The sequence below is a fragment of the Paraburkholderia metrosideri genome (assembly GCF_904848625.1).
GTDB classification, from domain to species: Bacteria; Pseudomonadota; Gammaproteobacteria; order Burkholderiales; family Burkholderiaceae; genus Paraburkholderia; species Paraburkholderia metrosideri.
This window is the reverse complement of sequence record NZ_CAJHCP010000010.1, coordinates 66,518-90,762: the sequence shown is the minus strand read 5'-3', so window position 1 is coordinate 90,762 and position 24,245 is coordinate 66,518. Positions and strand designations below refer to the sequence as shown.

Sequence of the window (24,245 nt, the reverse complement as noted above, 5' to 3'; positions counted from 1 at the left end):
CGAGCGTAGCCGACTCTTATCGAATCGCCGCGGCCCTTTCCCGCGCAATCAGATCCACCAGCTTCTCGAGCTGCTGACCCTGCGTGTCGAAGTTCGCCGCATCGAGCCAGCGCGCGTAGCTTGAACGCAGTGCCGGCCATTCACTGTCGATGATCGAAAACCACGCGGTATCGCGATTGCGTTCGCGATACACGATGGCCTGCCTGAAAATCCCTTCGAACGTAAACCCATAACGCAACGCCGCTGTGCGCGACGGCCCGTTCAGCGAATCGCATTTCCATTCGAAACGCCGGTAGCCCGATTGATCGAACACCTGCGTCATCAGCAGGAACAGGGCTTCGGTGGCGATGCGCGTGCGCTTCAGGCGCGGCGAATAGGTGACGTGACCGACTTCGATCACGCCGTTTGCGCGATCGATGCGCATCAGCGACAGCGTGCCGACCGCGCTGCCGGTCGCGAGATCGATCACCGCGTAGTGCAACGGATCCGGCGACGCAGCCATGCGCGTCAGATGCTCGCGATAAGCTGCCAGGCTGTCGAATGGACCGACAGCCAGATAGGTCCAGTCACGGGCATCGGTGGCGGAGCTGTACGCGTCGTACAGGTCCTCGGCGTGACGCGCGACGTCCACCGGTTCGAGCCGGCAATAGCGGCCCACCAGCGGCTCGCGGCTGGGCGCCTGGGCGCCTTGCCAGTCCGGCACGGGGGCGCCGATCGGCTGGTCGAATGCGTTACGTCTGGGTTCCATGCCTGCTCTCCTGTCGTGTGGGTCATCAAGGTCGGTGACGATTTGTCGATGAGAGAACGATACGTCAAACGTGGTATGTTCAAAAGAGCCACCGAAGCCCAATTTGATAGGTCCATCCGACATGATCGAGATCATCGGTCCACTCGTCCATGCTGGCGAAGCAACCCGCATCGGCGCCGACACCCAACCCGCTTCGCTGCAGAAACAACTGATCGAGCGCCTTCAACAGGCCATTCTCGGCGGACGCCTGCCGCCCGGCTCGCTGCTGCCTTCATCGCGGCTGCTGGCTGCCGAGATGGGTGTGTCGCGCAACACCGTGGTGATCGCATACGAGCATCTGGCCGCGGTTGGCTACGTGTTCGCCGATCAGAAGGGTACGCGGGTGAGCCCGTTGTCCAGTTCCACTTCGCGTGACGACGAGCCGACCGCTTGCGCCACCGCGCCGGAGGTGGCCTACGCGGCGCGTGTCGGTCAGTTCGCGGCGACCCGCACCCACGCCGACAACACCTTCCCGCTGACACCCGGCACGCCCGCACTCGACCGTTTTCCGCTGACCGCCTGGCGGCGCGCGCTCGAACGGTCGATGGAACACGCGTTGCCCGTCGCGCTCGGCTACGGTGAGCCGACAGGCGAACCGGCATTGCGCGACGCGATTGCCGCGCATCTGCGGATGGCGCGCGGCGTACGCTGCGAAGGCGCGCAAGTGGTGATCACCGAGGGCGCCCAGGAGGCGCTGAACCTGTGCGTGCGGCTTTTCACGAATCCCGGCGATATCGCGTGGGTCGAGGACCCCGGTTATCGCGGCGCGAAGGCCGCGTTCAATCTCGGCGATTTGCGCACGCTGCCGGTACCCGTCGACGCCGAAGGCATGGCCGCGCGCTCTGACGCATGGCTTACGCAGCCGCCGAAGCTGATCTATACGTCGCCCGCCCATCAATATCCGACGGGCGCGGTGTTGTCGGTCGCGCGCCGTCTCGCATTGATCGCGCAGGCACGGCGCAGCGGCGCGTGGCTGATTGAAGACGATTACGACGGCGAGTTCCGGCACACGGGCGAGCCGATCGCCAGCATGCAAGGTCTCGTCGACGACGCGCCGGTTTTATACGTCGGATCGTTCAGCAAGACGATGTTTCCGGCATTGCGCATCGGCTTCGTCGTGCTGCCGCGCGCGATCGCCGGGCACACGGCAGTCGCATTACAGGAGATGCTGCGCGGCGGGCATCGGCTGGAGCAACTGGCATTGGCGAGATTCATCGGGAGCGGCGAATTTGGGCGGCATCTTGGGCGCATGCGGCGGTTGTATCGCGAGCGTCAGCAGGCGCTGCGCGACGCGCTGGCCCAGTATTTCGCGCGGGCGCAGGTTCTGGGCGGTGACTGCGGGATGCATCTGACGCTGCGCTTGCCGCCGGGTTTGAACGATCGATCGCTCGTTGCGCGCGCGCTCGCTGAAGGCCTGAATCCGCGCGCGCTGTCGAGTTTCGCATTGCAGCCGGATGCGAGCACCAATGGGCTCGTCATCGGCTACGGTAATACGCCCGCCGAGCGTCTCGCGCCTGCCATTCAGACGTTGGCGGCGCTGGCTCGCGAGATGGACGGGAAGGGCGCACAGGCGAAAGGTGCCCTAAAAGCCCGACCGAAACAGCCGCACTGACTATCGAAGCCCTTTGCTCCGTCATTGACCACGCGGCGTGCACGTTTGAATTTGTCCGCGTGACCCATGTCGCGCTATCGTGTCGCTTATGCGCGCCGATTCTGCGACTTGCAATTCTCGCCGGATCGCCGCGCAGATCATGCCCTGCATGCCGCACCGCAACATCGCATGACGAGCGCGCAGCGCCTGTCCCGCGGCAGGCCGGTTCAGGCATGAAGAATGCCTTTGTTTTGTTGTAGTTACCCTGACGATTTATCTGACCGGAGACGACATGAAGGAAATCGAACCGACCCCGTGGTTTGAGCTTGACGCCCACACGCCTGTCCATGAAGGCTGGTACGAGGTGCAACTGACGAGCGGGGACACGGCGTTTGCAAAATTTGGCGACGGCCTCTGGACCGAGAAACCGCTACTGGTGTTCACGCACTGGCGCGGCCTGTCGGCGGACCCGTCGAAAGCGCCCGAGGGCGAGACTGAATCGATTGCCGCCGAGGCCACCGCGGCCGAAGGCGTACGGGCCGCATGGAACGCTTTCTTCCCGGGCTTGGGCGAAGAACAGCACAAACCGCTGGACGCCGTGCCCAACGGTAAAGCTCCGCATTGATCCACGCCATGGCGGCGGCCTGCCGGCTGCCGCCATGAAGCGCTCTCCCGCCCTTGGGGCGCGGCCCCGCTACAATCTTCGTCATCTTCTCCGACACTCTGACGCAAGCAAGGACGTATGAAAGTCACCCGAGAACCTGTGGCGTTGCCGCGGGCTACGCAGTTGCTGAATCATGGACCGGTCACGATCATCACCAGCGCGCATGGCGGTCGCTCGAACGTGATGGCGGCCTCGTGGGCGATGCCGCTCGATTTCAATCCGCCCAAGGTCGTCGTGATCGTGGATAGCCGCACGCTGACACGGCAACTGATCGAGGGCAGCGGGGTCTTCGGCCTGCAATTGCCGAGCCGCGGATTCGCCGCGCAGACGCTCACCGTGGGCAGCCACGCAGGCACGGAGCTGGACAAATTCTCGGCGTTCGACCTCGAAACATTCCCCGCGCAGGAAATCGACGTGCCGATGCTGGCCGGCTGCATCACGTGGATGGAATGCAAGGTGATTCCGGACGATAGCCAGCGGCACGACATGATCATCGGCGAGGTGGTTGCGGCCTATGCGGATAACCGCGTGTATTCGAACAACCGCTGGCATTTCGGCGACGATCCCGAACTGCGCACCTGTCATTACGTAGCGGGCGGAACGTTCTTTGCCACGGGCGAAGCGTTTGAGGTGACGCCGGCGAGTGGGGCGGCCGAGTGATTGTGCAATCGCGGCTCCCGAATTGAGCCGCTTCGTTGCATCGACGTAATCCGCTTGCGCGCTTTCGCGCGCGGGCGTTCACGCAGTCGTTTAATTAGCGCCTTCAGCAAATGCCGTGAGCGCGTCGCCTGCTAGCCGATAACGCACCCACTCGCTTTGCGCGCTCGCGCCAATCGATTCATAAAAGCCGATGGCCGGCTCATTCCAGTCGAGCACACTCCATTCGAAGCGGCCGCAGCCGGTTTCGCAGGCAATGCGTGCGAGGTGGCGCAACATCTGTTTGCCCGCACCGCTGCCACGTGATGCTGGCGACACGTACAGATCTTCCAGATAAAGCCCCTGCTTGCCGAGCCATGTGGAATACGAAAAGAAGTACACGCAAAAGCCGACAGGCTCGCCGTCCATCTCGCAGATCAGTGATTTCGCCGACGAGTTCGCCGAGAACAGACTGGTTTCGATATCTTTGACGGTAGCGACAACTTCGTGCTCTGCCTTTTCGTACACCGCGAGTTCGGTGATGAAGCGGAGAATGAGTGCTGCGTCGGACGTGCTGGCGGGGCGGATGTGAATAGTCAAGGCAAGGTGCTCGATGATTGGAACGGCGGATCGAAGCCGTGGAATACCGAAGCCGTGAAAACCATTTATCGGCTTCGAATCGGACGTACATCGTAGCGCTTATCGCGACGTCGTGGCCAGCGGGTGTCGAGATCTGCAATCGACGATTGGCGATTGACGCCGCACAGCGGGATCGTTTATTGTCGATCCATGGACTTTCACTCGATTCCCTTCGCTGCTGTCACCACCACGACGACCACCTTCACCGGCGGGTCGTCTGGAGGTTGCGCACGCTAGAAGCACGAAGCTGAAGCTGTGGCAAACCACTCAGGGCCCCGCCGGAAACGGACGGGGCCTTTGTCGTTTCTGGACCTCCGTTTGCGGCATCTCTTTGCGGCGTCTCGTTGTATTAACCGCACTATCCGATCAAATGGAGCATCACCGTGAACGACATCGATCATCGTGTTTTAGGCAACAAGCTCGACCTTTTTCATCAGCAGGAAGAGGGGCCGGGTATGGTCTTCTGGCATCCGCGAGGCTGGGAGTTGTATCGCGTGCTCGAAGATTATGTGCGTGCGCGCATGCGCCGCGCGGGCTTTCGCGAGATTCGTACGCCGCAACTGTTGGCGCGTTCGCTGTGGGAGAAAAGCGGTCACTGGGAGAAGTTCGGCGCAGCGATGTATTCGCTTGCCGATGCCGAAGAAGGACGCGCGCTTTGTCTTAAACCGATGAGTTGTCCCTGTCATGTGCAGGTGTTCAATCAGCGCGTGCGTTCGTATCGCGAGTTGCCGGTGCGCTATAGCGAATTTGGCGCGTGTCATCGCGATGAGCCGTCGGGATCGCTCGAAGGCCTGAAACGTACGCGCGCTTTTGTGCAGGACGACGCGCACGTGTTCTGCGCGCACGAACATATCGAGGCAGAGGTGGGCCGTTTCTGTTCATTGCTGCGCATGATCTATGCGGACCTTGGTTTTCCCGCGTTCAAGGTGGCGCTCGCCACGCGTCCTGCGCTGCGCGCAGGCAGCGATCAGCTGTGGGACCACGCAGAAGAGGCGTTGGCCAACGCCGCGCGCGCAGCGGGTCTGGAGTTCGATGTGCTCGACGCAGAGGGCGCTTTTTACGGGCCGAAACTGGAATTCCACCTGATGGATAGTCGCGCGCGCAGCTGGCAATGCGGCACGATACAACTGGATTTCGTGTTGCCCGAGCGGCTCGACGCGGAGTTCGTCAATGAACGCAATGAACGCGCGCGGCCTGTGATGCTTCATCACGCGGTGCTCGGCAGCATGGAGCGATTCATCGCGATGCTGCTCGAGCATCACGAAGGATGGTTGCCTGTATGGCTCGCACCCGAACAGGTCGTCGTCGCCACGATCAGCGACGCGAATGTGGCTTACGCGCAGGAGTTGATGCAGGCACTCGACGACGCGGGTCTCCGGGCATGGTTAGACAGCCGGCCCGAGCGGCTGGAGAAGAAAATCGTCGATGCACGCGAGAAACAGATCCCCATTCTGGTTGCACTGGGCTCGCGCGACGAGCGTGACCGGACAATTAGCATTCGCCTGCGCGATGGAAAGCAATCGACGTTGGCTTTTGCGGAGGGCGTCGAGTATTTGAGGCTGGCCGCATTGGCGCCATCCGTTTCGCCCCGGCTGTGATGCATGGCGTTCGTTTCGACGCCTGAACGGTGATCTCCGACCGGCTAATTCGAAGCGAACGCTATGCATAAAACGCGGACGGCACCACGCCGAAGTGTCGCTTGAACATGGCGGCAAACGCACTTTGACTCGTGTAGCCGTGATCCATCGCGACGGCAATGATCTTCTCGCCGTGCGCGAGGCGCTTTAGCGCCAATAGTAGACGCGCCTGCTGACGCCAGCGGCCGAAAGTAAGGCCGGTTTCGCGCTGGAACCAGCGGTGAAAAGTTTTCTCCGACACGTCCAGCGTGTTCGCCCATGCGCCGATGGTGCGATTGTCATCGGGCGCGGCAAGCAGGCTGTTGCACAGGTCACGTAAGCGTGGGTCGGCTGGCCACGGCAGATACAGCGGCAGCAGCGGCACCGCGTTCAATTCCGCCAACAGCAGTTGCATCAGATGATCGTCGCGAGAACCGAGGGTGTAGTCGAGCGGCACGTCGATCGCTGCAAGTATCAGCTCGCGCAGCAGCGGATGCACTTCGACCACACAACTCCGGGTAGGCAGATGCGCGGTCGCGCCAGGTTCGACGAACACGGTGCGCATCTTGACGTCGCCACTCATCTGCACCGAATGATCGATGCCGGGTTCGAGCCACACGCCGCGCGTCGGTGGCACGACCCATGAGCCGGTTGCCGACTCGATCATCATCACGCCTTCAATCGCGTATAGCAATTGCGCGCGCCGATGACGGTGCGCCTCGATCACCGTGCCATGCGGATACCACGCGGCCATCGCCGACACCGGCATCGGCGTGCTTTCGAACGGCACATGCGCGCCCGGCGCGGTGGGCGTGTCGTACACCTGGCTTCGATGCCCAGCAGACGTAGAGGTTTGCATGTTCATGATGGGTTGTGCGTTGAAACCGGGATCGATCGCCTTCGACCGCGTTTGACCCCCTTCGACCGCCTTTGACCGCCTTTGACCATTTCGCGACAAGCAACGACCTTTTGGCGTGAGACAGACCTCCGCGTGCGAGCGCAACATGTCGCTTCGTTTCGAAGGCCTTCGAATTCCATTTGACCGTCAATTCCGAGCCAGAGCGCGATATGAAGAGATCGTATTTCCTGTTTCCCTTTGTGGCAATCCTGTTGTGGGCCGGCAATGTCGTGGTGTCGAAGTTGTCCGCGCACACGATCGACCCGTCGGCGATCACGTTTTATCGGCTGGTGCTGGCGGTTGCGTTGATGAGTCTGTTCACGCTAGTGCCGGCATGGCGCAATCGTGCGGCAATCGTGCCACAACTTCCGAAGCTCGCCGTACTGGGCTTTCTCGCGATGGCGTTGTTCCAGAGCCTTTCCTACGAAGCGGCGAAGACGACGACGGCGACCAATATGTCGATCATCACTGCGTTGGTGCCGTTGATGACGATGGTCGCCAGTACGCTATTGCTCGGCGAAGCGCCGACGGGCGGTATGGTGGGCGGCGGGGCGTTGTCGCTGGTGGGCGTGGTGTATCTGATCACGCAGGGCAATCCTGCGCAGTTGCTGGCCAACGGCGCGCATATCGGCGATCTGCTGATGATTTTCGCGGCGCTGGCCTATGCGCTGTATGGCGTGTTGCTCAAGCGCTGGCATGTCGGGTTGCCTTCGTGGCAATCCACCTATTTGCAGGCGATTTTCGCGCTGCTCTTCATGCTGCCGATGCTGCTGCGCTTGCCCGCGTCCGAGGCATTGCCCACGCGAGCGAGCCTGCCGCTGATTCTGTATGCGGGCGTGCTGGCTTCAGTGGTGCTGCCGTTTCTGTGGATGCGGGGCGTCGAGCATCTCGGGCCGAACCGGTGCGCGCTGTTCATGAACGTGCTGCCGATTGCGACAGCGGTTATTGCCATCGCGATGCTGGGCGAAACGTTGCATCTATATCACTTGCTGGGCGGAGGGACTGCGCTCGTTGGGGTGATCGTGGCGCAACGATTCAGGCGGCCCGTTCAGGAGCCGATGGAGGCCCTGGAGTAGATGTCGTGCTGCCGTATCACTCCACCATCGGCATGACAGGCGTGTCCGATAGCGGATCGGCAAATTCCACGCGGTCCCGGCCGCCTCGCTTGGCCTTGTACAAAGCGGAATCGGCGAGGCCGTATGCGGTATCGAAGCCGGTCCGGGCCTGATTGGCACTCACGCCAAAACTGGCCGTGATCCGACGATTCACCGGTGCGTCGAACACATGACTGCGAATTGCCACACGCATTTCTTCGGTCAGATCCAGCGCGTCGGTGAGGTCGTGCCCCGGCAACAGCACGGTGAATTCCTCACCGCCCACGCGACCGATGATGCCCCGCTCACCGACAATCCGGCGCAGGCAATCGACGATGCCAAGTATTACCGCATCGCCGACCGGATGGCCGAAATCGTCGTTCACCTTCTTGAAGTCGTCGATGTCGAGCAGGATCATCACCGCCCGATCGACGCGCAACGCCTTGCTCGCGCGCTCGATCACCGCGCTGCGATTCAGCACGTCGGTCAACGCGTCGTGCGTCGCGCGATATTGCAGCTGCTGAGTGAGCGCATGCATCTCGCGCTCGGCGCGGTCGCTGCGTCCAATCAGACGGCGCGTCTCGCGCATCAGACGCTCGAAATGTCCGATCAGCTCGCCAAGCGCCTGACGGCATGTCTCGGGATCGACGCCGTCACCCGCATGAATCTCGCGTGCTTTCTCCAGCGCCTCGCTCTCGTTCTGGAACAGATCCGGGGCGTCATTCGACGAGGTGTTCGAAGCAACAGTTGAAGGCACCGTGACCTTCCTTACGTCGCGACCGGACAATCGGTGAACTGGATCGCCGTAAAGTCAGCTTGCAGTTCCTCACCGAATTCGAGAATGGTTTCATCTTCGGCGTCGCGGAACCAGTTCACCAGCACGCGATTTCCCGATGTGGCCGCTTCGTCCAATGCATCGAATACGCTGAACAGCATTTTCGTACTCGAACTGTTGAAATAAGTCAGCGTGACGTCCACGGTGATCGAGGCGTCGTCGCAACTGGCCAGGTAGGTACGAAGCCGCTCGATGACCGGCGCGTAAAACGCCGCCGCGTTCTCGGGATAGGACTCGCCTCTGATCGCCAGCAGATGCTGCTCGAATCTGAAATCGACTTCCGGCGACGTGGTCGTGGCCGCAATATAAAAGTTATCCATGGCGCGTACTCATCCTCGTCAGATGATGGTCTTCAGGCAAAACAGAGTGGTGTCGGGAGCATCGACGCGGGGATGAAAAGCGAATTCCAGCGGAGCGCTCGCGTCGCGAGCCATCGTCAGGAAACCCAGCCCGGCGCCTTTGCTTTCTTCCGGCGTGTCGGCGCGCAGCGTTTGCTTGTACGCCTGCTTGATTTCTTCGATCGACATGTTGCGCAGCGGCTCGAGCCTCTCGCGCAGGCTGTCCACCGCTGTTGTCGCAACCGGGTTCATGCACAACATCAAGTGACGCTCGCCTTCATAGGTGATGCACACCGCACCCTCGCGAATCGCGCCACCGTTGTCCAGTCCTTCGACGAGTGCGTCGGATGAATAGTGGACGATATTCTGCGAGATTTCGATAAAGGACGAAAACAGTTTGCGCCGGATCGGCGCGCTGATTCCTGCCACTTCCAGTTGCAGTTTCACGACCTCACTCATTGCCGCGACGATGCTATGTGAGAAGTAGCCCTTGTGATAGAAAATCAGGTTACGTCTTTGAGCGAGATCGAAAAACGCGCGATCCTGGTCGGAGAGTTCGAACATTTTCATTAACTACCTTAAACGCGTGCAAAGAAAAGCATGACGTCATCGCGGCGCGACTGCGCGCCTTGCCAGTCAGCCAGCGCGCGTTGCAGACCCTCGCATAGCGCGGATAGCGGCTGCGTGCGGTGCGCGACAATAAAATCGAGCGCGCGACGTCGTCCAAAAGCAATCTTTCGCGGACCGCCGATCTGGTCGGTCAGCCCGTCTGTCGAGACGAACAGCAGACTTCCGGGCGGCAGCGCGGCGGTGCTCAACGCCCAGGTGTAGTCCGCGAGACTGTCGACATAGCCGACACCCATGCGGTCGCAGACCATGCTCTCGAAGTGATCGGCATCCGGCCGCAGCACATGCAGCGCGATGCGCGCACCGGAGAAATACAGTTGCCGTTGTTCGACGTCGAACCAGAAAAACGCGGCGTCGAGGCCGTCGTTCGACTGCGGTGATTCACCCTTGCCGTGCACCTGCCCGAGCAATCCCTTGACGTTGCGATTGACCGCGGCCAATAGCGCAGCCGGGTCGCGCGGTCCGAGCCGTTCGAGTGCCTGCGACAGTGACGCCGAAGCAAGCAGCGTCATGAACGCGCCAGGTACACCGTGCCCCGTGCAATCGGCCGCGGCGCCGAACCAGCCGTCGGCGAACGACGCGAAGTGGTAGAAATCGCCGCCCACCACGTCGCGCGGTTCCCAAACCAGCTCGGCATCCGGCAACGTGGTCGACAGCATGTCGCGCGACGCACGCAACATCGCTTGCTGGATCACGCTTGCATATTCGATGCTCTGCATGATCTGGCGGTTCTTTTCCGCCTGAATTTCCGCTACCGCGCCCAGTAGCTGAACACCGCTGGCCAATCCGACGAAGCGTCCTTCGCGCGTCACGATGAAGCCGTCGGACAGCGCCTTTTCGCCCGCTTCGACTGTCTTGAACGTGAGCGCTTCGATGCTCATGTCCGCGTCGACGATGAGCGGCTCCTTGTCCATGAACGCGATGCAGCTCTTCTTGTCGTAGAGCTCCCGGTGAAATGGCTTGCTCATTTGCGAGAGCAGGATATCCCGGTTGATCAGTCCGATCGGACGGCCGCTTTCCAGCACCGCGAGGCTGATCATGTCCCGCCGCGAATAAAAAATGTCCATTGCCGACGCGTTCGAATCGGCCGCGTCGATGGCAGGAAACTCCTGGCACAAATCGCCTGCGCAACGCGGGCTTCCGGAGACGCCAGAGCGATGAAAGTGCGCAAGCGCGGGATGCATGGCTGGACTACCCGTTCAACGAGGAAACCAGCACGCTAATCGCTCTTTATGTCGTTTTTGTTAAATCTGACGATTAGAGTGAGCGGTCAAAATAGCCCCGTGCAAAGCTCTTGCGCGCAAAAACATGCGGCAAACGTTTTCGCTTGAGTTACCGCCGTCAACTGCTCGTCAACGCGCGCGCGGAGCAATTGCAACGGTCGTGCGCGTGGTGTCGTGTGATGGCGTGATGGCGGGTGCGGTCAACTCTTTAGCGGTAACCATATCTCCAGGCCACCCATCCCGCTGACCGGATCGAACCTCTCGTCGTACCGCTCGAAAATTGGCGCGTCCGCAGGCGCGTGCCCTGATGCCGGCAGCCACGAATTCCAGATCGTATTCATCGTGCGGCGTATTGTCGAAATATGCTCGCGATGGGTGAACACTGCGTACCTCTGCGCGGCAATCCGCAAACGGTTCAACTCCGCCGGCAACGTCGAAAAATCGCTGACTTCGACACCGCACAGGTAGTCGAAATTACCTGCGTCGTCGGCGTTGTGGCACACGCCGTATGCCACGTTGCCCACTTGCGTTGGCACCTTGCCGAAGTGCGGCCCAAAGCGCTGCCACTGCGATGGAATCGCCTTGCTGGTGTCGCACGAATAGCGCTCGTTTAGTCCGGCGACGAGAAACGGCTGACCGTCTTCAAAACGCGGCGGCTCCAGATGGTCGAGAAGGGTTTGGTCCATTTTGATCGGCTCCACGATAGCAAGATTGTCGAGGTGACCTCGCGCGCGCAGCGCTTCCGGCGTCAACCCGAATTGCTCGCGAAACGCACGCGTGAATGCTTCATGAGAGCCGTAACCGGCGTCGAGGGCGACCGTCAGGATGTCCGGTGCGCCTGAGGCGAGTCGTCGCGCGGCTTCGCTCAAGCGCCGCCCGCGAACGTAGCGCATGACCGGAAACCCGGTGGCCGCTTCGAAAGCACGCGCCAGGTGGAAGCGCGACACGCATCCGCCATTCGCTATGTCGTCGAGCGTCAACGGCTGCGCAAAGTGGCTTTCGATAAACCACAGCGCTTTGCCAACCGGGTTCATATTGGCTCTCGTGTCTGCATGGAACCAGCATAGCCAGCGAGGAATTTACGCGTTTGATCCCGCTTGCGGTTTTGCGTTTATTTGTTGAGTCTCGTTGCCGGCAGGCAGCGAACGTTCGGACAATGCGGACGGTGCGCCATGAGCGTCCGCACCGTCCGCCTCACCCGCTCGCGCTGGCCGCAACAGCAAACCGCCCAGCATGCCCGCCATGGCCGCGAAGATTGCCCCGCCCAGGAAGGCCAGCCGATAGCCGCTATTAAGCGCCGCCGTTGCTCCCGCCGACGCCAGCATCGCGTCGCTACGTGCGGCGGCGAGACTCGCCAGCACGGCGAGACCCAGCGCACCGCCCATCATGAACGACGTGTTGACGATCCCCGACGCCAGCCCTGAATCGGCCGGATCGACATCGCTCATTGCTGCGAGCAGCATCGGATTAAACGCGATACCCGCGCCGAAGCCGAGAAGGATCATTCCTGGTAAAACGTCGATCAGGAAGCTGCCGCCGACCGGCGCACGGGCAAACAGCGCGAGACCGGCCGCCGCCACCAGCAGACCGGCCGCCAGCGGCCGACGCAGACCGAACCGCATCACCACGCGCGCCGACAGCCCGAGCGAAAAGAATCCCATGATCAGGTTGGCGGGCAGAAACGCAAGACCGACCTGCAACGGCCGATAGCCGAGTACGCGCTGCATGTACAGCGCCGAAATGAAGAACCACGCGAACATTGCCGCCGCCCACAGCACACCGACCACGTTCGCGGTCGCGACATTACGCAGACGGAACAGACCGAGCGGCATCAACGGATGCTGGACGCGTGCTTCGATAATCAGAAACGCGGCGAGTAGCGCGAGCGCGGCGAACAGCAAGCCGAGTGTCTGCACCGACGTCCAGCCGGCTTCATTGCCGTTCACTACTGCGTAGACCGCCAGCATCAACGACGCAGTGACCGTCACCGCGCCTGCCACGTCGAGCCGCTCGCCGTGCGCATGACCGCGCGCGGACGGCAGCAACGCGACGCAGAGCGCGTAGACAGCCACGCCGATCGGCAGATTGACCAGGAAAATCCAGTGCCAGCTAAGCAGATTGGTCAGCAACCCGCCAAGCAGTACGCCGATGCTGCCACCCCCTGCGCAAACGAAGCCGTACACGCCCATCGCTTTCGCACGCTCGGCGGATTCGGTGAACAGATTCATGATCAGCGACAGTGACACCGCTGACACAACCGCACCGCCCAATCCCTGCACGGCTCGTGCGGCAACCAGCAGGATCTGCGAGTTCGCGATGCCGCAGGCCAGCGACGCGAGCGTGAACAGTGTGATGCCGCCGAGAAACAGCTTGCGGTGGCCGTAAAGGTCGCCGAGCCTTCCGCCGAGCAGCAGACAACCGCCGAAGGTCAACATGTACGCGTTGACGACCCAGACCAGCGACGTTTCAGTGAAGCCGAGATCCGCCGCGATGGACGGCAACGCAACGTTCACGATCGTGGTGTCGAGCACGATCATCAGCACGCCCAGACACAGCACGATCAGTGCTAGCCAGCGTTGTTTGCCGTGAATGGATGGATGGGTCATGCAGACGCTCCCAGACCGCGCTCCCGAATGCATTCAAGGGATTTGAACGGATTCAGACGGACATCACGAACACATGACCCGGCGCCGGACGTGCCGCCGTCGAGCGACGCGTCGGGCAAGCCGTTTAGCGCGAGGTAATTTTTCAGTCTAGCATCGGCAAGTTTTGCGTCACAACTACGAAATCCTGGGCGGCGCGCAGCACGCGCGTCAGTCTCCGCCGACGATGTCGTACTTGCCGCCGCGCTCCAGCGCACGTTGATACGCTGGCCGCGCATGAATGCGCTTCAGAAAGCCGGTTATCGCGGGAAGTTGACCTTCCATGCCGCCGCGCGCGGTGCCGGCTTCGAGTGGGAAGCTCATTTGCACGTCGGCGGCAGTGAAGTCGTTACCGACGAACCAGCCCGTCTTGCTCAATTCCTTGTCGATATAGCCGAGGTGCAGTTTCAACTGCGGATCAATGAAGCTCGATTGCAACGTGCCTGCGATCTTGCGCGCAATCGGCTTCGCGAAGAACGGCATCGGTGCGCTCGCAATGCGCAGCGCCACCAGTTTCAGCAACAGCGGCGGCATCGCAGAGCCTTCCGCGTAGTGAAGCCAGTACGTGTAGCGCAGATGCTCGGGCGTGCCCGCTGCCGGAGCGAAGCGCCCCTGACCATATTTGCCGATCAGATATTCGATGATCGCGCCCGACTCCGCGATGGTCTGGCCGTCGTCGGTAATCACCGGTGATTTGCCGAGCGGGTGTACCGCGCGCAACTCGGGCGGTGCGAGCATCGTTTTGGGATCGCGCTGGTAACGCTTGATCTCGTACGGCACGCCGAGTTCTTCGAGCAGCCACAACACGCGTTGCGAGCGGGAGTTATTCAGATGATGGACAGTCAGCATGGGTCGAAGGACGTTGGCCAGTGGAGTGTCACATCATAGGGATGTTGTGCCGAGGTGGGGCTCTAGTCGCACCACCTCGGTCCTGCGGGGGCCCGTTACGTCCGGCCCATGTTCAGGCCTGCGCCTTGCTGCCCATCAATGCGTTGGAAGGCAAGGTTTCGTCGAGCAGCTTGCGGGCGCTTTCAATACCGGCTACCGGCAGTCCTTCGGGATTCAGCAGGCCAACCTGGACGAGCACCGAAGCCTGATCCCAATAGATGTGCTCGTTATAAAGCTTGTCACCCCGGAAACACACGACGGCCAGCATCGGCACCTCGAAATACTTGCCGGTGGGCGCAACGCCAGGCAGGAGCCAGTCGATTTCGCACGTATGCGTGCAGCTAAAAATGAATTCGTCGACGATGCGGTCCGAGCCAATGGTGCGTGAAATCGGAATCAGCCGGGTATCGACGGGATTCGAGTTGACGAAGTGATGGGTATAGAAGCTCTTGAGCCGGTCGTGGCCGACGCCGCCAGTCATCGTCGGAACGTGATTGACGTACGGCTGCGCGACCATGGTCGGCATGACCGCATCGACGTCGCGCGTGGCGAACTCGTGATAGCAGTGCGCTTCCCACAATGCATTGAGGTCGTAGACCGGGCCGAGCACTTTGCGCAGCAGCGCGAGCGTACGCGAATACGCCATCATTGCGGCTGGTTTGTCGTACTGCGGCCGTGCCGGCGCGGCGAATGCGTGATCGCAACCGGCGTACACATATTGCTCGACATGCGGACGCGTGCGCAACGCGGCACTGATGCGTTCGCGCGTTTCCGGCGGACAGTGTGCGTCGTTTTCCGGGAAGTGGAACACCATCGGGCAGCGAATGGCGGGCACTTCGTCGAGGTAAGCGTCGAGGCCGACGCCGTAATAGCTGACCGCACAGTCCACATCGGTACGCGCGGCGCTCAGGAACGCGAGCTTGCCGCCGAGGCAAAAGCCGACCGCACCGACCTTGCCGGCCTGCTCGGGCATGGCGCGCAACGCGGCGATGGTGGCCGCGATATCGTCGACGGCGAGGTCGGTATTGAACTCGCCGAGATAGCCGAGCGCCTGCTTCATGTCGGCTTCACCATAACCGAGGTCAATGCCCGGTTTGATCCGCCAGAACAGGTCCGGCACCAGCACCACATAGCCCTCTTCGGCATAGCGGTCGGCGGTCGCCTTCATCGTGTCGTTGATGCCGAAAATTTCCTGCAGCAGGACGAGCCCCGGGCCCGAACCCTGCGCGGGACGCGCGACATAAGCGTTGAAACGGCCGCCATCCTGGGCGACGACTTCGGTGAAAGAGCCAGCCATGCTGTTTGTCTCCGCTCCATGCAAGCAGTTGCACGGGAAAGTGGGGTTATGTCATTTTGCGCAACTCGAAGCGCTTGAGCTTGCCGGTCTCGGTGCGCGGCAATGCGTCGACGAACGAGATCACGCGTGGGTATTTATACGGCGCCACGCTATTTTTCACGAAATCCTGCAGTTGCGCGACCAGTTTGTCGTCCGCTCCAAAACCTGGATTCAGCACGACGAACGCCTTGACGATCTGCCCACGGGTTTCATCCGCGACGCCAATCACGCCGCATTCCGACACCGCGTCGTGTTGCAGCAGCACGCTTTCCACTTCGGGACCGGAGATGTTGTAGCCGGCGGAAACGATCATGTCGTCGGCGCGGGCCTGGTAGAACACGTAACCGTCTTCGTCGAGATAGACCGAGTCGCCAGGCAGATTCCAGCCATCGCGCACGAACTTCATTTGCCTTTCGTCGGCGAGATAGCGGCAGCCGGTTGGGCCGCGCACCGCGAGTTTGCCGACCGTGCCGGGCGGCACGGGTTGCATCGCGTCGTCCACGGCCCGCACGACGTAGCCCGGCACCGCGCGGCCAATCGCATGCGGGCGGATTGCGTCGCCCTGCGCCGAAATGAAAATGTGGATCAACTCGGTGCCGCCAATACCGTCGATCATGTCGATGCCGGTCGCGTCGTGCCACAGGCGTCGTGTCGAGTCCGGCAGCGCTTCCCCCGCCGACACGCTTTTCTTCAGGCTCGATACATCGTGATGTGAGATCAGCGGCGCCATTTGGCGGTAGAAGGTCGGCGCGGTGAACATGATGGTTGCATGAAACCGCTCGACGGTGTGCAGCAGGGTTTCTGGCGTGAGTTTCTCGATCAGCACGCTGGACGCCCCCACGCGCAGAGGGAAGCACAACAGGCCGCCCAGGCCGAATGTGAAGGCGAGCGGCGGCGTGCCGCAAAAGATATCGTTCGATGTCGGCTTGAGTACGTGGCGCGGGAACAGGTCGCACATCATCAGCACGTCGCGATGAAAATGCATGCAGCCTTTTGGCGCGCCGGTCGTGCCGCTCGTGAAAGCAATCAGGCAAACGTCGTCGGCTGCGGTGTCGCACGCGGTGAAATGCGAGGGCTTGTTGATGGCGAGCGTGTCGAGCGAACCGGCAGCGTCGTCGTGGAACAGGCGCGTCTGCTTGAGCGTCGCGCAATAAAACTCGTCGGCTGGATCAGTGCAGCGCGCCAGTTCTGCGGTGAGACGCGCGTCGCAGAGTGCCGCGCTGACCTGCGCCTTGTCGATGATCTGCTTCAGTTCCTTCGCGCGCAGCAACGGCATGGTCGGCACCACGACGAGGCCGGCCTTCAGCGCGGCGAGTGCGGCGACCGCCATCTGCAATGTGTTCGGCCCGCGCAGCAGCACGCGATTGCCGGCTTGCAGTCCCATTTCGTCGACCAGTACATGCGCGGTGCGATTCACCAGGGCCAGTAGTTCGCCGTAGGTGGTGACACAACGCTTGTCGTCCACCAGCGACCAGATTGCGGGACGGTCGCGATGCCCTGCGTCGATCGTTCTATCGAGCAGTTCGGTCGCGCAATTCAGACGCGCAGGATAAACCACGTCCGGGTTGTCGAGCAGAAAAACGGGCCATTGATCCTGCGGCGGAAGATTGTCGCGCGCGAAAGTATCGACGTGTGCTGACGGTTCCATCATGGGTCTCCGGGCGTTGAGCCGGCTGAATGCGCTTCGGTTGGCGTAGTGGGCGGCGTGCGTTCGTGCCGTTCTTCAGTTACTGCGGGACCACGGCGGTCGCTTCGATTTCCACCTTCGCTTCATCTTCGATCAGCGCAACGACCTGGACCGCGCTCATTGCAATGTCGTAGTCGCCGATCAACTCGCGAAACGCACGGCCAATGTCTTTCAGCGACGCGAGGTATTCGCGTTTGTCGGTGACGTACCACGTCATTCGCACGAGATGTTCAGGCTTGCCGCCCGCTTCGTGCAGCACGGCGAGCACGTTTTTGAGCGCCTGAATGGCTTGCGCGGCGAAGTCCGTTGTCTGGAAGCGGGCTTGTTCGTCCCAGCCGATCTGTCCAGCGATAAACACTTGCGTGCCGGTGGCGGCGACGCCGTTCGCGTAGCCGCGCGGTTTGATCCAGCCGGCGGGAAGGAGAGCTTTTTTCATGAGCGATGCGCCTCGATGGAGTCGGGCTGTGGAGCAAACGTCGCGAGCGCGCTCGCGATGTCGGCGGGAATATCGATCGATGTGCCGCTTTCGAGCGACGTCGTGACGAGCACCTGTTTCGCGCTAAAGCGCGTTTCACCCTGGCAATGACCGACGATTTCGATGCTGATCGAACGACGGCCGATGGCTGTCACGCGCAACGTCAGCATGACCGTTTCGCCCATCTGGCTCGGCCGCGAAAACTCGCAGTCGAGTTTGACGATCGGCAAGCCGACACGCCGCCGCGCGATCATGTTCGCGTAGTCGATGTGAAGGCCTTCGTTGAACCAGTCTTCGACCAGCGCGTTGGTCATCACCAGATATTGCGGAAAGAACACGATGCCCGCCGGATCGCAGTGCGAGAAGCGGATTTGCACGGGCCTTTCGAACGGCGCGCTCATGGTGCGGTTTCCTTCGCAGCAACGGCCGCGTGCGCCTTTAACAGATCGCGGCCGATAATCAACTGCTGCACTTCGGTCGCGCCTTCGTAAATGCGCAATGCACGAATCTCGCGATACAGCATCTCGACGGCGGTGCCGCTTTGCACACCCATGCCGCCAAAGAGTTGTACGGCGGCGTCGATTACCTGCTGCGCGCCTTCGCTGGCATGCCACTTCGCCATCGCGGCTTCGCGCGTGACGTTTTCGCCTTGATCACGGAGCCACGCGGCGCGATAGACCAGCAACGCGCTGCTGTCGATGGTCAACGCCATTTGCGCGAGCTTTGCCTGCGTCAGTTGAAAATCGCCGAGCGTTTGCCCGAACATCTTGCGCGACGAGGCGCGCGCGAGACCCTCGGCCATCGCGTGGCGCGCGAAACCCAACGATGCCGCCGCTACCGAGGTGCGGAAAATATCCAGCGTCCGCATGGCCAGTTTGAAACCTTCGCCGGGCGCGCCGAGCATCTGGCTGCGTGGCACGCGAGCGCCCGCAAAATGCAGGCGCGCAAGCGGATGCGGCGCGATGACGTCGATGCGTTCGGCGATCTCGAGTCCGCGCGTATCGGCATCGACAATGAATGCGCTGATGCCTCGTGCGCCAGGCGCTTCGCCGGTGCGCGCGAATACGACGTAGAAGTCGGCAATACCGCCGTTGGAAATCCACGTCTTGTCGCCGTCGAGCACGTAGGCGTCACCGTCTTCGCGCGCGGATAAAGCCATGGCGGCGACATCCGAACCCGCTTCAGGCTCCGACAACGCGAACGCGGCCAACGCGGTGCCATTCGCGACGCGCGGCAGATAGCGCGCTTTTTGCTCATGCGTGCCGCCGAGCGAGATCGCGCCCGAGCCGAGCCCTTGCATGGCCAATGCGAAATCCGCGAGACCCGAATGTTTGGCGAGCGTTTCTCGCAACAGACAGACGGCGCGCGTGTCGATCGTGTCGCCGTGGCCGCCGTACGCGACGCCACCCACGCCATACTTCAGCCATCCCGCCGCGCCGAGTTCACGCACCAGATGACGGCAGGTCGCATCCACGTCTGTTTGGCTCTTGTGGTTCTCGTGCGCGAGATTCGCACGGCACCATGCTTGAATGCCTTCGGCAAGTGCCCGATGACGTGGCTCGAAAAAAGGCCAGGCCAGCGCGCTATGCAGGTCGATGGGGTTGTCGGCGCTCAACTCAGTCTCCTTCGAACACAGGACGCGACTTCGCCGCAAACGCGCTATACGCGCGTTCGAAATCGCGAGTGCTCATGCAAATGGCCTGGGCTTGCGCTTCCGATTCGATCGCTTCGTCGATGCTCATGCTCCATTCCTGGTGCAACATCTTCTTCGTGATGCCGTGCGCGAAAGTCGGACCGGCGACGAGGTCGGCGGCGAGTTTCTGGGCTTCTTCGACGAGCGCCGAAGGTTCGCAAAGGCGGTTATAGAAGCCCCACGCGTGACCTTCATCGCCGCTCGCCGAGCGCCCGGTGAACAGCAATTCGGCCGCCCGTCCCTGACCGATGATGCGCGGCAGGATCGCACACGCACCCATATCGCAGCCCGCCAGACCGACGCGCGAGAACAGGAACGCGAGCTTGCTGCGTGCCGTGCCGAGACGCATATCGGAGGACATTGCGAGAATCGCGCCCGCGCCTGCGCAAACGCCGTCGACGGCTGCAATGACCGGTTGCGGGCAATGGCGCATCGCTTTGACGAGGTCGCCGGTCATACGCGTGAAGAGCAGCAGTTCCGGCATTGGCAGATCGATCAGCGGCGCGATGATGTCGTGCACGTCGCCGCCCGAACAGAAGTTCTCGCCGGCGCCGTGAATGACGACGGCCTTGATGTCGGTTGCGTAGGTCAGGTTGCGGAACAGATCGCGCAACTCCGCATACGATTCGAAGGTCAGCGGATTCTTGCGCTCCGGACGGTTCAGCGTGATCGTCGCGACCTTGTTCGTCACCGACCAGCCGAAGTGCCGCGCTTCGTAACCCGCGAGCGTCAGGCGGTTGCCGGCCAGCAGCGCGTCGGCGTTGGATCGTGTCATGGTGTCTCCTCCAGTTCTGTGCGCGTCAGTCTTTCAGACTGTCGAGCAGATGTTGCTTGAGCTTGCCAAGGCGTTGATGGGTACGCGATTTCTCGTCGAGACTCAGCCCGCCAAATAGTTCGACGACCCATTGCTCGTGCGCCACTGCCATCTTGTCGAATGCCTTGCGGCCTGCTGGCGTCAGGCACACGCTGATCGAACGTCGGTCGTTCGGATCCGTGTCGCGCGAAACAAGGCCTTCTTTTTCCAGTTGATCTGTAATGCCCGTGACGTTGCCGCCAGTGACCATCAGCCGTCGCGACAACTCCGTCATCTTCAGGCCTTCTGGATGACGCTCGAGCTGCGCCATCAGGTCGAAACGCGGCAACGTGGTGTCGAATTCGTTACGCAGACGTTTGCGCAACTCGGCCTGCACGAGGTTGGTCGTAGTCAGCATGCGCAACCATAGACGCAGACCCATGTGACTGTCCGCGCCCGTACTCATTTCGAGGTCCACGACATTCTCCGCAGGTTTCGCGACGCCTTTGCGCGGCGATTTCGTTTCGGCTGTGACAGCGGGCTTCTTGATGTTCGGTGACTTGGTCACATGACTTCTCCACCAGAGATGGAAACGGATTGCCCCGTGATTGCGTCCGAGCCGGGCTGGCACAGCCACAGCACGCTATTAGCGACCTGCTCGGGGCTCACGAAACGATGTTGCGGATTGGAACGCAGTAAGGCTTCGCGGGCCTGCTGTTCGGTGCGGGAGGTGTTGCTGGTGATCTGTTCGAGCGATGCGTGCAGCAGTTCGGTCTCCGTGTAGCCGGGACACACCGCGTTGACTGTGACGCCGCGGGTGGCGACTTCCAGCGCGAGTGATCGCGTGAGACCAATCACGCCGTGTTTCGCGGCGCAGTATGCGGCGACGTACGCGTAACCGATTTGCCCTGCCGTACTGGCAACGTTGACGATCCGGCCGTGACCGCGTTCCAGCATGCCCGGCAACACCGCACGCGTGCCGAGAAAGACGCCAGTAAGGTTCACCTGGAGCATGCGCTGCCACAGCGTCATGTCGGTGTGCGTGAACGGTGCGGCTTGTGCCTGACCCGCGTTGTTGATGAGGATGTCGACGGCACCCGCCTGAGCGAATGCGTTTGCAACCGACTCTTCCTGCGTGACGTCGACGCCGATGCATGCAACATCGCCGAGTGCGCTGCATTTTTCGCGCTGCGTGTCGAGTCGTTGCACATTGCGGCCCATCAACGTGACGCGTGCGCCCGCACGCAACAGCGCCTCGGCGACCGCAGCGCCAATGCCGCTGCCGCCGCCGGTGACCACCGCATGTTGGCCCGCGAGTGTCGATTGAATAGGGGTGTTCACGTCGTTCCCTCCGCGCGTTGCGCGCGCTCTTGTGGCGACAGGCCTGCATTGGCGGCGGCCTGCGCACGCTCGCGTTCCAGGTTGCGTTCAAGTTGCGATTTCGCGGCGGTGTAGGGCTTCGGCCACATCACATCGAAATAGCCGATCTTTGCGGCTTCGTTCAGCGTCCACGACGGATTCGCCAGATGAGGGCGTGCAATCGCACACAGGTCCGCGCGACCCGCCGCAATAATGCTGTTCACGTGGTCCGCTTCGGAGATCGCGCCGACCGCGATGGTCGCGATACCCGCTTCGTTACGCACGCGGTCGGCGAACGGTGTCTGGAACATCCGGCCATACACGGGCTTCTCTGCCTTGCTCACCTGACCCGACGACACGTCGATCATGTCCGCGCCTGCGGCCTTGAACGCGCGCGCTATCTGCACGGCGTCGTCCGGTGTCGTGCCACCTTCGACCCAATCGTTAGCGGAAATACGCACGGAAATCGGCTTGTCTTGCGGCCAGACGGCGCGGATCGCCTGGAAGAGCTGAAGCGGATAACGCAGCCGGTTTTCGAGCGAGCCGCCGTATTCGTCGGTGCGCTGATTGGTCAGCGGTGACAAGAAGCTCGACAGGAAATAGCCGTGTGCGCAGTGCAGTTCGAGCCAGTCGAACCCGGCTTCAGCCGACATCTGCGTGGCGCGGACGAATTGCGCTTCGATTTCGCGCAATTCGTCGCGAGTGGCTTCGTGTGAATGCTGGCTGATGTCGCGCACATACTGTTGCGGCGAGGCTGAAACAAGCGGCCAATTGCCTTCGGCGAGCGGTTGATCGATGCCTTCCCACGCGACGCGTGTCGACCCTTTCGCGCCCGAGTGCCCGAGCTGAATGCCGATTTTTGCATCCGACTGACTGTGCACGAGGTCGACAATGCGCTTCCACGCAGCGAGATGCTCCGGTGCGTACATGCCGGGACAGGCAGGCGTGATGCGCGCTTCAGGCGACACGCAGGTCATCTCCGTCATTACCAGCGCAGCGCCGCCCATTGCGCGTGCGCCGAGGTGCATCAGATGATAGTCACCGGCAATACCGTCGACTGCCGAATACTGGGCCATCGGCGACACGACGACGCGATTTTTCAGCGTCAGCCCGCGCAGTTTGAACGGCGTGAACATGGGTGGGACCGAATGCTTTTCCGGCGCGCGTTCTACACCGGAACGTTTCGCGAGCCAGTCTTCGAAGCCTGAAAGATAGTGCGCGTCGCGTTCACGCAGGTTTTCGTGCGAGATGCGTTGTGAGCGTGTGAGCAACGAATACGCAAACTGTTCCGGCTCGAACGACGTATAGCGATCGACGTTTTCGAACCATTCGGTCGAATTGCGTGCGGCGTTCTGAATACGCAACACGCCGATGCTGCGTACCTCCGTGTAGTGCTTCAGTGCGGCGGGCAGATTGCCGGGATGGGCGCCGATGCTGTTCGCGAGTTCAATGGCGTCTTCGAGCGCGAGCTTGGTGCCCGATCCGATTGAGAAATGCGCGGTATGTGCAGCGTCGCCCATCAGGACGATTGGCGTTTGTGTGCCGTTGGCGTTATCGCGCCAATGCACCCATTCCCCGTTGACGACGCGCGGAAAACGGATCCACTGTGACGAGCCGCGCAAATGCGCGGCGTTCGATAACAGCGCGTTGCCGTCCAGATACTTCGCGAACAGCTTCTCGCAGAAGGCGATGCTGTCTTCCTTGCTCATCTCGTCGAGACCGGCGGCACGCCACACGCGCTCAGGGGTTTCGACGATGAAGGTGGAGGTCTGATCGTCGAAACGATACCCATGTGCCTGGAACCAGCCGAATTCGGTTTCTTCGAAGGCGAAGGTGAACGCGTCGAAGAGTTTCTTCGTGCCGAGCCAGACAAAGCGGCAGTCGCGCAGGTCGATGTCGGGCTGATACGTGGCAGCGTACTTTTGGCGGACCGCGCTGTTCAGGCCGTCGCACGCGATGATCAGATCGGCTTCGTAGACGCTGTCGTCGGTGACCTGAGTTTCGAAAACCAGTTTGACGCCGAGTTCTTCGCAGCGTGCCTGCAGGATGTTCAACAGACGTTTGCGGCCGATGCCGCAGAAACCGTGGCCCGACGAGCGGATGTGCTCACCGCGAAAATTTATTTCGATGTCGTCCCAGTGATTGAACGCCTGCAGGATGGCGTCGGCGCTAGGGGCGTCGGCGGCGCGCAGGTTGCCGAGGGTCTGGTCGGAGAACACCACGCCCCAGCCGAAAGTGTCGTAGGGGCGGTTGCGCTCGACGACCGTGACTTCGTAGTCTGGGTTGCGGCGTTTCATCAAGAGGCCAAAGTACAGCCCCGCCGGACCGCCGCCGATACAGACAATGCGCATGCTTGTTCCCCAATGTGGACTCTGCTATGGGGATTAATTTAGGCCTTGATAGTTTAGATGTCAAGTAAATGTG

General features: G+C 61.6%; 24 protein-coding genes. 5 read left to right on the top strand and 19 right to left on the bottom strand.

The genetic code is table 11. The annotated features are described in order from the left end of the window. Positions 1–16: 16 nt before the first annotated feature. The gene (locus LMG28727_RS22705; protein ID WP_201644562.1) at positions 17–748 is read right to left on the bottom strand and encodes a GNAT family N-acetyltransferase; all 732 of its coding nucleotides are present in this window, start codon (positions 746–748) and stop codon (positions 17–19) included. 121 nt (positions 749–869) lie between these two features. On the opposite strand from LMG28727_RS22705, the gene pdxR reads away from it, so the two are divergent. The 3 genes from pdxR to LMG28727_RS22690 all read left to right on the top strand — a co-directional run bounded on the left by pdxR (position 870) and on the right by LMG28727_RS22690 (position 3,702). Beyond that, positions 870–2,399 carry a MocR-like pyridoxine biosynthesis transcription factor PdxR gene (gene pdxR, locus LMG28727_RS22700; RefSeq protein ID WP_201644561.1) on the top strand — a complete coding sequence of 510 codons (1,530 nt, stop codon included), beginning with the start codon at positions 870–872 and terminating at the stop codon, positions 2,397–2,399. A 271-nt stretch (positions 2,400–2,670) separates the two neighbouring features. After that, positions 2,671–3,003: a hypothetical protein gene (locus tag LMG28727_RS22695; protein ID WP_201644560.1), complete on the top strand. Its 333-nt coding sequence runs from the start codon at positions 2,671–2,673 to the stop codon at positions 3,001–3,003. 117 nt (positions 3,004–3,120) lie between these two features. Further along, a complete protein-coding gene (locus LMG28727_RS22690) occupies positions 3,121–3,702 on the top strand; it encodes a flavin reductase family protein (RefSeq protein ID WP_201644559.1) in 582 nt (193 codons plus the stop codon). 90 nt (positions 3,703–3,792) lie between these two features. Here LMG28727_RS22690 and LMG28727_RS22685 read toward each other — a convergent pair whose 3' ends face one another. Beyond that, positions 3,793–4,278, bottom strand: a complete 486-nt coding sequence (locus tag LMG28727_RS22685) for a GNAT family N-acetyltransferase (protein WP_201644558.1) — start codon at positions 4,276–4,278, stop codon at positions 3,793–3,795. Between the two features lie 422 nt (positions 4,279–4,700). Here LMG28727_RS22685 and thrS point away from each other — a divergent pair, with 422 nt between their 5' ends. After that, entirely contained in the window at positions 4,701–5,915 is a 1,215-nt protein-coding gene (gene thrS / locus LMG28727_RS22680) for a threonine--tRNA ligase (protein ID WP_201644557.1), read from the top strand. Between the two features lie 61 nt (positions 5,916–5,976). On the opposite strand, the gene LMG28727_RS22675 is transcribed toward thrS, so the two are convergent. Further along, positions 5,977–6,702 (bottom strand): AraC family transcriptional regulator, encoded by a 726-nt coding sequence (locus tag LMG28727_RS22675; RefSeq protein ID WP_407945864.1) that lies wholly within the window; start codon positions 6,700–6,702, stop codon positions 5,977–5,979. Positions 6,703–7,001: 299 nt separating this feature from the next. On the opposite strand from LMG28727_RS22675, the gene LMG28727_RS22670 reads away from it, so the two are divergent. Then, entirely contained in the window at positions 7,002–7,907 is a 906-nt protein-coding gene (locus LMG28727_RS22670) for a DMT family transporter (RefSeq protein WP_201644556.1), read from the top strand. Positions 7,908–7,923: 16 nt separating this feature from the next. Here the strand turns inward: LMG28727_RS22670 and LMG28727_RS22665 are convergent, their stop codons facing one another. From LMG28727_RS22665 to LMG28727_RS22590, 16 genes are all read right to left on the bottom strand, one after another. Further along, positions 7,924–8,682 (bottom strand): GGDEF domain-containing protein, encoded by a 759-nt coding sequence (locus tag LMG28727_RS22665; RefSeq protein WP_201644555.1) that lies wholly within the window; start codon positions 8,680–8,682, stop codon positions 7,924–7,926. Positions 8,683–8,693: 11 nt separating this feature from the next. Then, positions 8,694–9,080 (bottom strand): DUF1987 domain-containing protein, encoded by a 387-nt coding sequence (locus LMG28727_RS22660; RefSeq protein ID WP_201644554.1) that lies wholly within the window; start codon positions 9,078–9,080, stop codon positions 8,694–8,696. 18 nt (positions 9,081–9,098) lie between these two features. Beyond that, complete coding sequence (locus LMG28727_RS22655) at positions 9,099–9,662, bottom strand: SiaB family protein kinase (RefSeq protein ID WP_201644553.1); 564 nt, start codon at positions 9,660–9,662, stop codon at positions 9,099–9,101. A 14-nt stretch (positions 9,663–9,676) separates the two neighbouring features. After that, positions 9,677–10,792, bottom strand: coding sequence for a SpoIIE family protein phosphatase (locus LMG28727_RS22650; RefSeq protein ID WP_236592266.1), 1,116 nt, complete (start codon positions 10,790–10,792; stop codon positions 9,677–9,679). A 356-nt stretch (positions 10,793–11,148) separates the two neighbouring features. Beyond that, positions 11,149–11,982, bottom strand: coding sequence for an AraC family transcriptional regulator (locus LMG28727_RS22645; RefSeq protein ID WP_201644551.1), 834 nt, complete (start codon positions 11,980–11,982; stop codon positions 11,149–11,151). Between the two features lie 45 nt (positions 11,983–12,027). Further along, on the bottom strand, positions 12,028–13,554 hold the full coding sequence (locus LMG28727_RS22640) for a DHA2 family efflux MFS transporter permease subunit (protein ID WP_201644550.1): 1,527 nt from the start codon (positions 13,552–13,554) through the stop codon (positions 12,028–12,030). A gap of 207 nt (positions 13,555–13,761) precedes the next feature. Further along, the gene (locus tag LMG28727_RS22635) at positions 13,762–14,439 is read right to left on the bottom strand and encodes a glutathione S-transferase (RefSeq protein ID WP_201644549.1); all 678 of its coding nucleotides are present in this window, start codon (positions 14,437–14,439) and stop codon (positions 13,762–13,764) included. Positions 14,440–14,551: 112 nt separating this feature from the next. After that, a complete protein-coding gene (locus LMG28727_RS22630) occupies positions 14,552–15,775 on the bottom strand; it encodes a dienelactone hydrolase family protein (RefSeq protein WP_201644548.1) in 1,224 nt (407 codons plus the stop codon). A 46-nt stretch (positions 15,776–15,821) separates the two neighbouring features. After that, the gene (locus tag LMG28727_RS22625; protein WP_201644748.1) at positions 15,822–17,462 is read right to left on the bottom strand and encodes an AMP-binding protein; all 1,641 of its coding nucleotides are present in this window, start codon (positions 17,460–17,462) and stop codon (positions 15,822–15,824) included. 79 nt (positions 17,463–17,541) lie between these two features. Beyond that, on the bottom strand, positions 17,542–17,937 hold the full coding sequence (locus LMG28727_RS22620) for a RidA family protein (RefSeq protein ID WP_201644547.1): 396 nt from the start codon (positions 17,935–17,937) through the stop codon (positions 17,542–17,544). After that, the gene (locus tag LMG28727_RS22615) at positions 17,934–18,377 is read right to left on the bottom strand and encodes an acyl-CoA thioesterase (RefSeq protein WP_201644546.1); all 444 of its coding nucleotides are present in this window, start codon (positions 18,375–18,377) and stop codon (positions 17,934–17,936) included. Before LMG28727_RS22615 ends, LMG28727_RS22620 begins: the two co-directional genes overlap by 4 nt. After that, positions 18,374–19,591: an acyl-CoA dehydrogenase family protein gene (locus LMG28727_RS22610; RefSeq protein WP_201644545.1), complete on the bottom strand. Its 1,218-nt coding sequence runs from the start codon at positions 19,589–19,591 to the stop codon at positions 18,374–18,376. Before LMG28727_RS22610 ends, LMG28727_RS22615 begins: the two co-directional genes overlap by 4 nt. A gap of 1 nt (position 19,592) precedes the next feature. Further along, positions 19,593–20,444 (bottom strand): enoyl-CoA hydratase family protein, encoded by an 852-nt coding sequence (locus LMG28727_RS22605; RefSeq protein ID WP_201644544.1) that lies wholly within the window; start codon positions 20,442–20,444, stop codon positions 19,593–19,595. Positions 20,445–20,469: 25 nt separating this feature from the next. Beyond that, on the bottom strand, positions 20,470–21,030 hold the full coding sequence (locus LMG28727_RS22600; protein ID WP_201644543.1) for a MarR family winged helix-turn-helix transcriptional regulator: 561 nt from the start codon (positions 21,028–21,030) through the stop codon (positions 20,470–20,472). Continuing rightward, positions 21,027–21,803: an SDR family NAD(P)-dependent oxidoreductase gene (locus LMG28727_RS22595; RefSeq protein WP_201644542.1), complete on the bottom strand. Its 777-nt coding sequence runs from the start codon at positions 21,801–21,803 to the stop codon at positions 21,027–21,029. The genes LMG28727_RS22600 and LMG28727_RS22595 overlap by 4 nt, the downstream gene beginning before the upstream one ends. Further along, positions 21,800–24,172, bottom strand: a complete 2,373-nt coding sequence (locus LMG28727_RS22590) for a bifunctional salicylyl-CoA 5-hydroxylase/oxidoreductase (protein ID WP_201644541.1) — start codon at positions 24,170–24,172, stop codon at positions 21,800–21,802. Before LMG28727_RS22590 ends, LMG28727_RS22595 begins: the two co-directional genes overlap by 4 nt. Positions 24,173–24,245 lie beyond the last annotated feature (73 nt).

Excerpts from the sequence above, each read along its gene's own strand:
- LMG28727_RS22635 (WP_201644549.1), bottom strand. The coding sequence starts at position 14,439 with ATGCTGACTGTCCATCATCTGAATAACTCCCGCTCGCAACGCGTGTTG.
- pdxR (WP_201644561.1), top strand. The coding sequence starts at position 870 with ATGATCGAGATCATCGGTCCACTCGTCCATGCTGGCGAAGCAACCCGC.
- LMG28727_RS22590 (WP_201644541.1), bottom strand. The coding sequence starts at position 24,172 with ATGCGCATTGTCTGTATCGGCGGCGGTCCGGCGGGGCTGTACTTTGGC.
- LMG28727_RS22605 (WP_201644544.1), bottom strand. The coding sequence starts at position 20,444 with ATGACACGATCCAACGCCGACGCGCTGCTGGCCGGCAACCGCCTGACG.
- LMG28727_RS22675 (WP_407945864.1), bottom strand. The coding sequence starts at position 6,702 with ATGCCGGTGTCGGCGATGGCCGCGTGGTATCCGCATGGCACGGTGATC.
- LMG28727_RS22625 (WP_201644748.1), bottom strand. The coding sequence starts at position 17,462 with ATGGAACCGTCAGCACACGTCGATACTTTCGCGCGCGACAATCTTCCG.
- LMG28727_RS22620 (WP_201644547.1), bottom strand. The coding sequence starts at position 17,937 with ATGAAAAAAGCTCTCCTTCCCGCCGGCTGGATCAAACCGCGCGGCTAC.
- LMG28727_RS22670 (WP_201644556.1), top strand. The coding sequence starts at position 7,002 with ATGAAGAGATCGTATTTCCTGTTTCCCTTTGTGGCAATCCTGTTGTGG.
- LMG28727_RS22655 (WP_201644553.1), bottom strand. The coding sequence starts at position 9,662 with ATGTTCGAACTCTCCGACCAGGATCGCGCGTTTTTCGATCTCGCTCAA.
- LMG28727_RS22705 (WP_201644562.1), bottom strand. The coding sequence starts at position 748 with ATGGAACCCAGACGTAACGCATTCGACCAGCCGATCGGCGCCCCCGTG.
- LMG28727_RS22615 (WP_201644546.1), bottom strand. The coding sequence starts at position 18,377 with ATGAGCGCGCCGTTCGAAAGGCCCGTGCAAATCCGCTTCTCGCACTGC.
- LMG28727_RS22690 (WP_201644559.1), top strand. The coding sequence starts at position 3,121 with ATGAAAGTCACCCGAGAACCTGTGGCGTTGCCGCGGGCTACGCAGTTG.
- LMG28727_RS22695 (WP_201644560.1), top strand. The coding sequence starts at position 2,671 with ATGAAGGAAATCGAACCGACCCCGTGGTTTGAGCTTGACGCCCACACG.
- LMG28727_RS22645 (WP_201644551.1), bottom strand. The coding sequence starts at position 11,982 with ATGAACCCGGTTGGCAAAGCGCTGTGGTTTATCGAAAGCCACTTTGCG.
- LMG28727_RS22650 (WP_236592266.1), bottom strand. The coding sequence starts at position 10,792 with ATGGACATTTTTTATTCGCGGCGGGACATGATCAGCCTCGCGGTGCTG.
- LMG28727_RS22630 (WP_201644548.1), bottom strand. The coding sequence starts at position 15,775 with ATGGCTGGCTCTTTCACCGAAGTCGTCGCCCAGGATGGCGGCCGTTTC.
- LMG28727_RS22640 (WP_201644550.1), bottom strand. The coding sequence starts at position 13,554 with ATGACCCATCCATCCATTCACGGCAAACAACGCTGGCTAGCACTGATC.
- LMG28727_RS22660 (WP_201644554.1), bottom strand. The coding sequence starts at position 9,080 with ATGGATAACTTTTATATTGCGGCCACGACCACGTCGCCGGAAGTCGAT.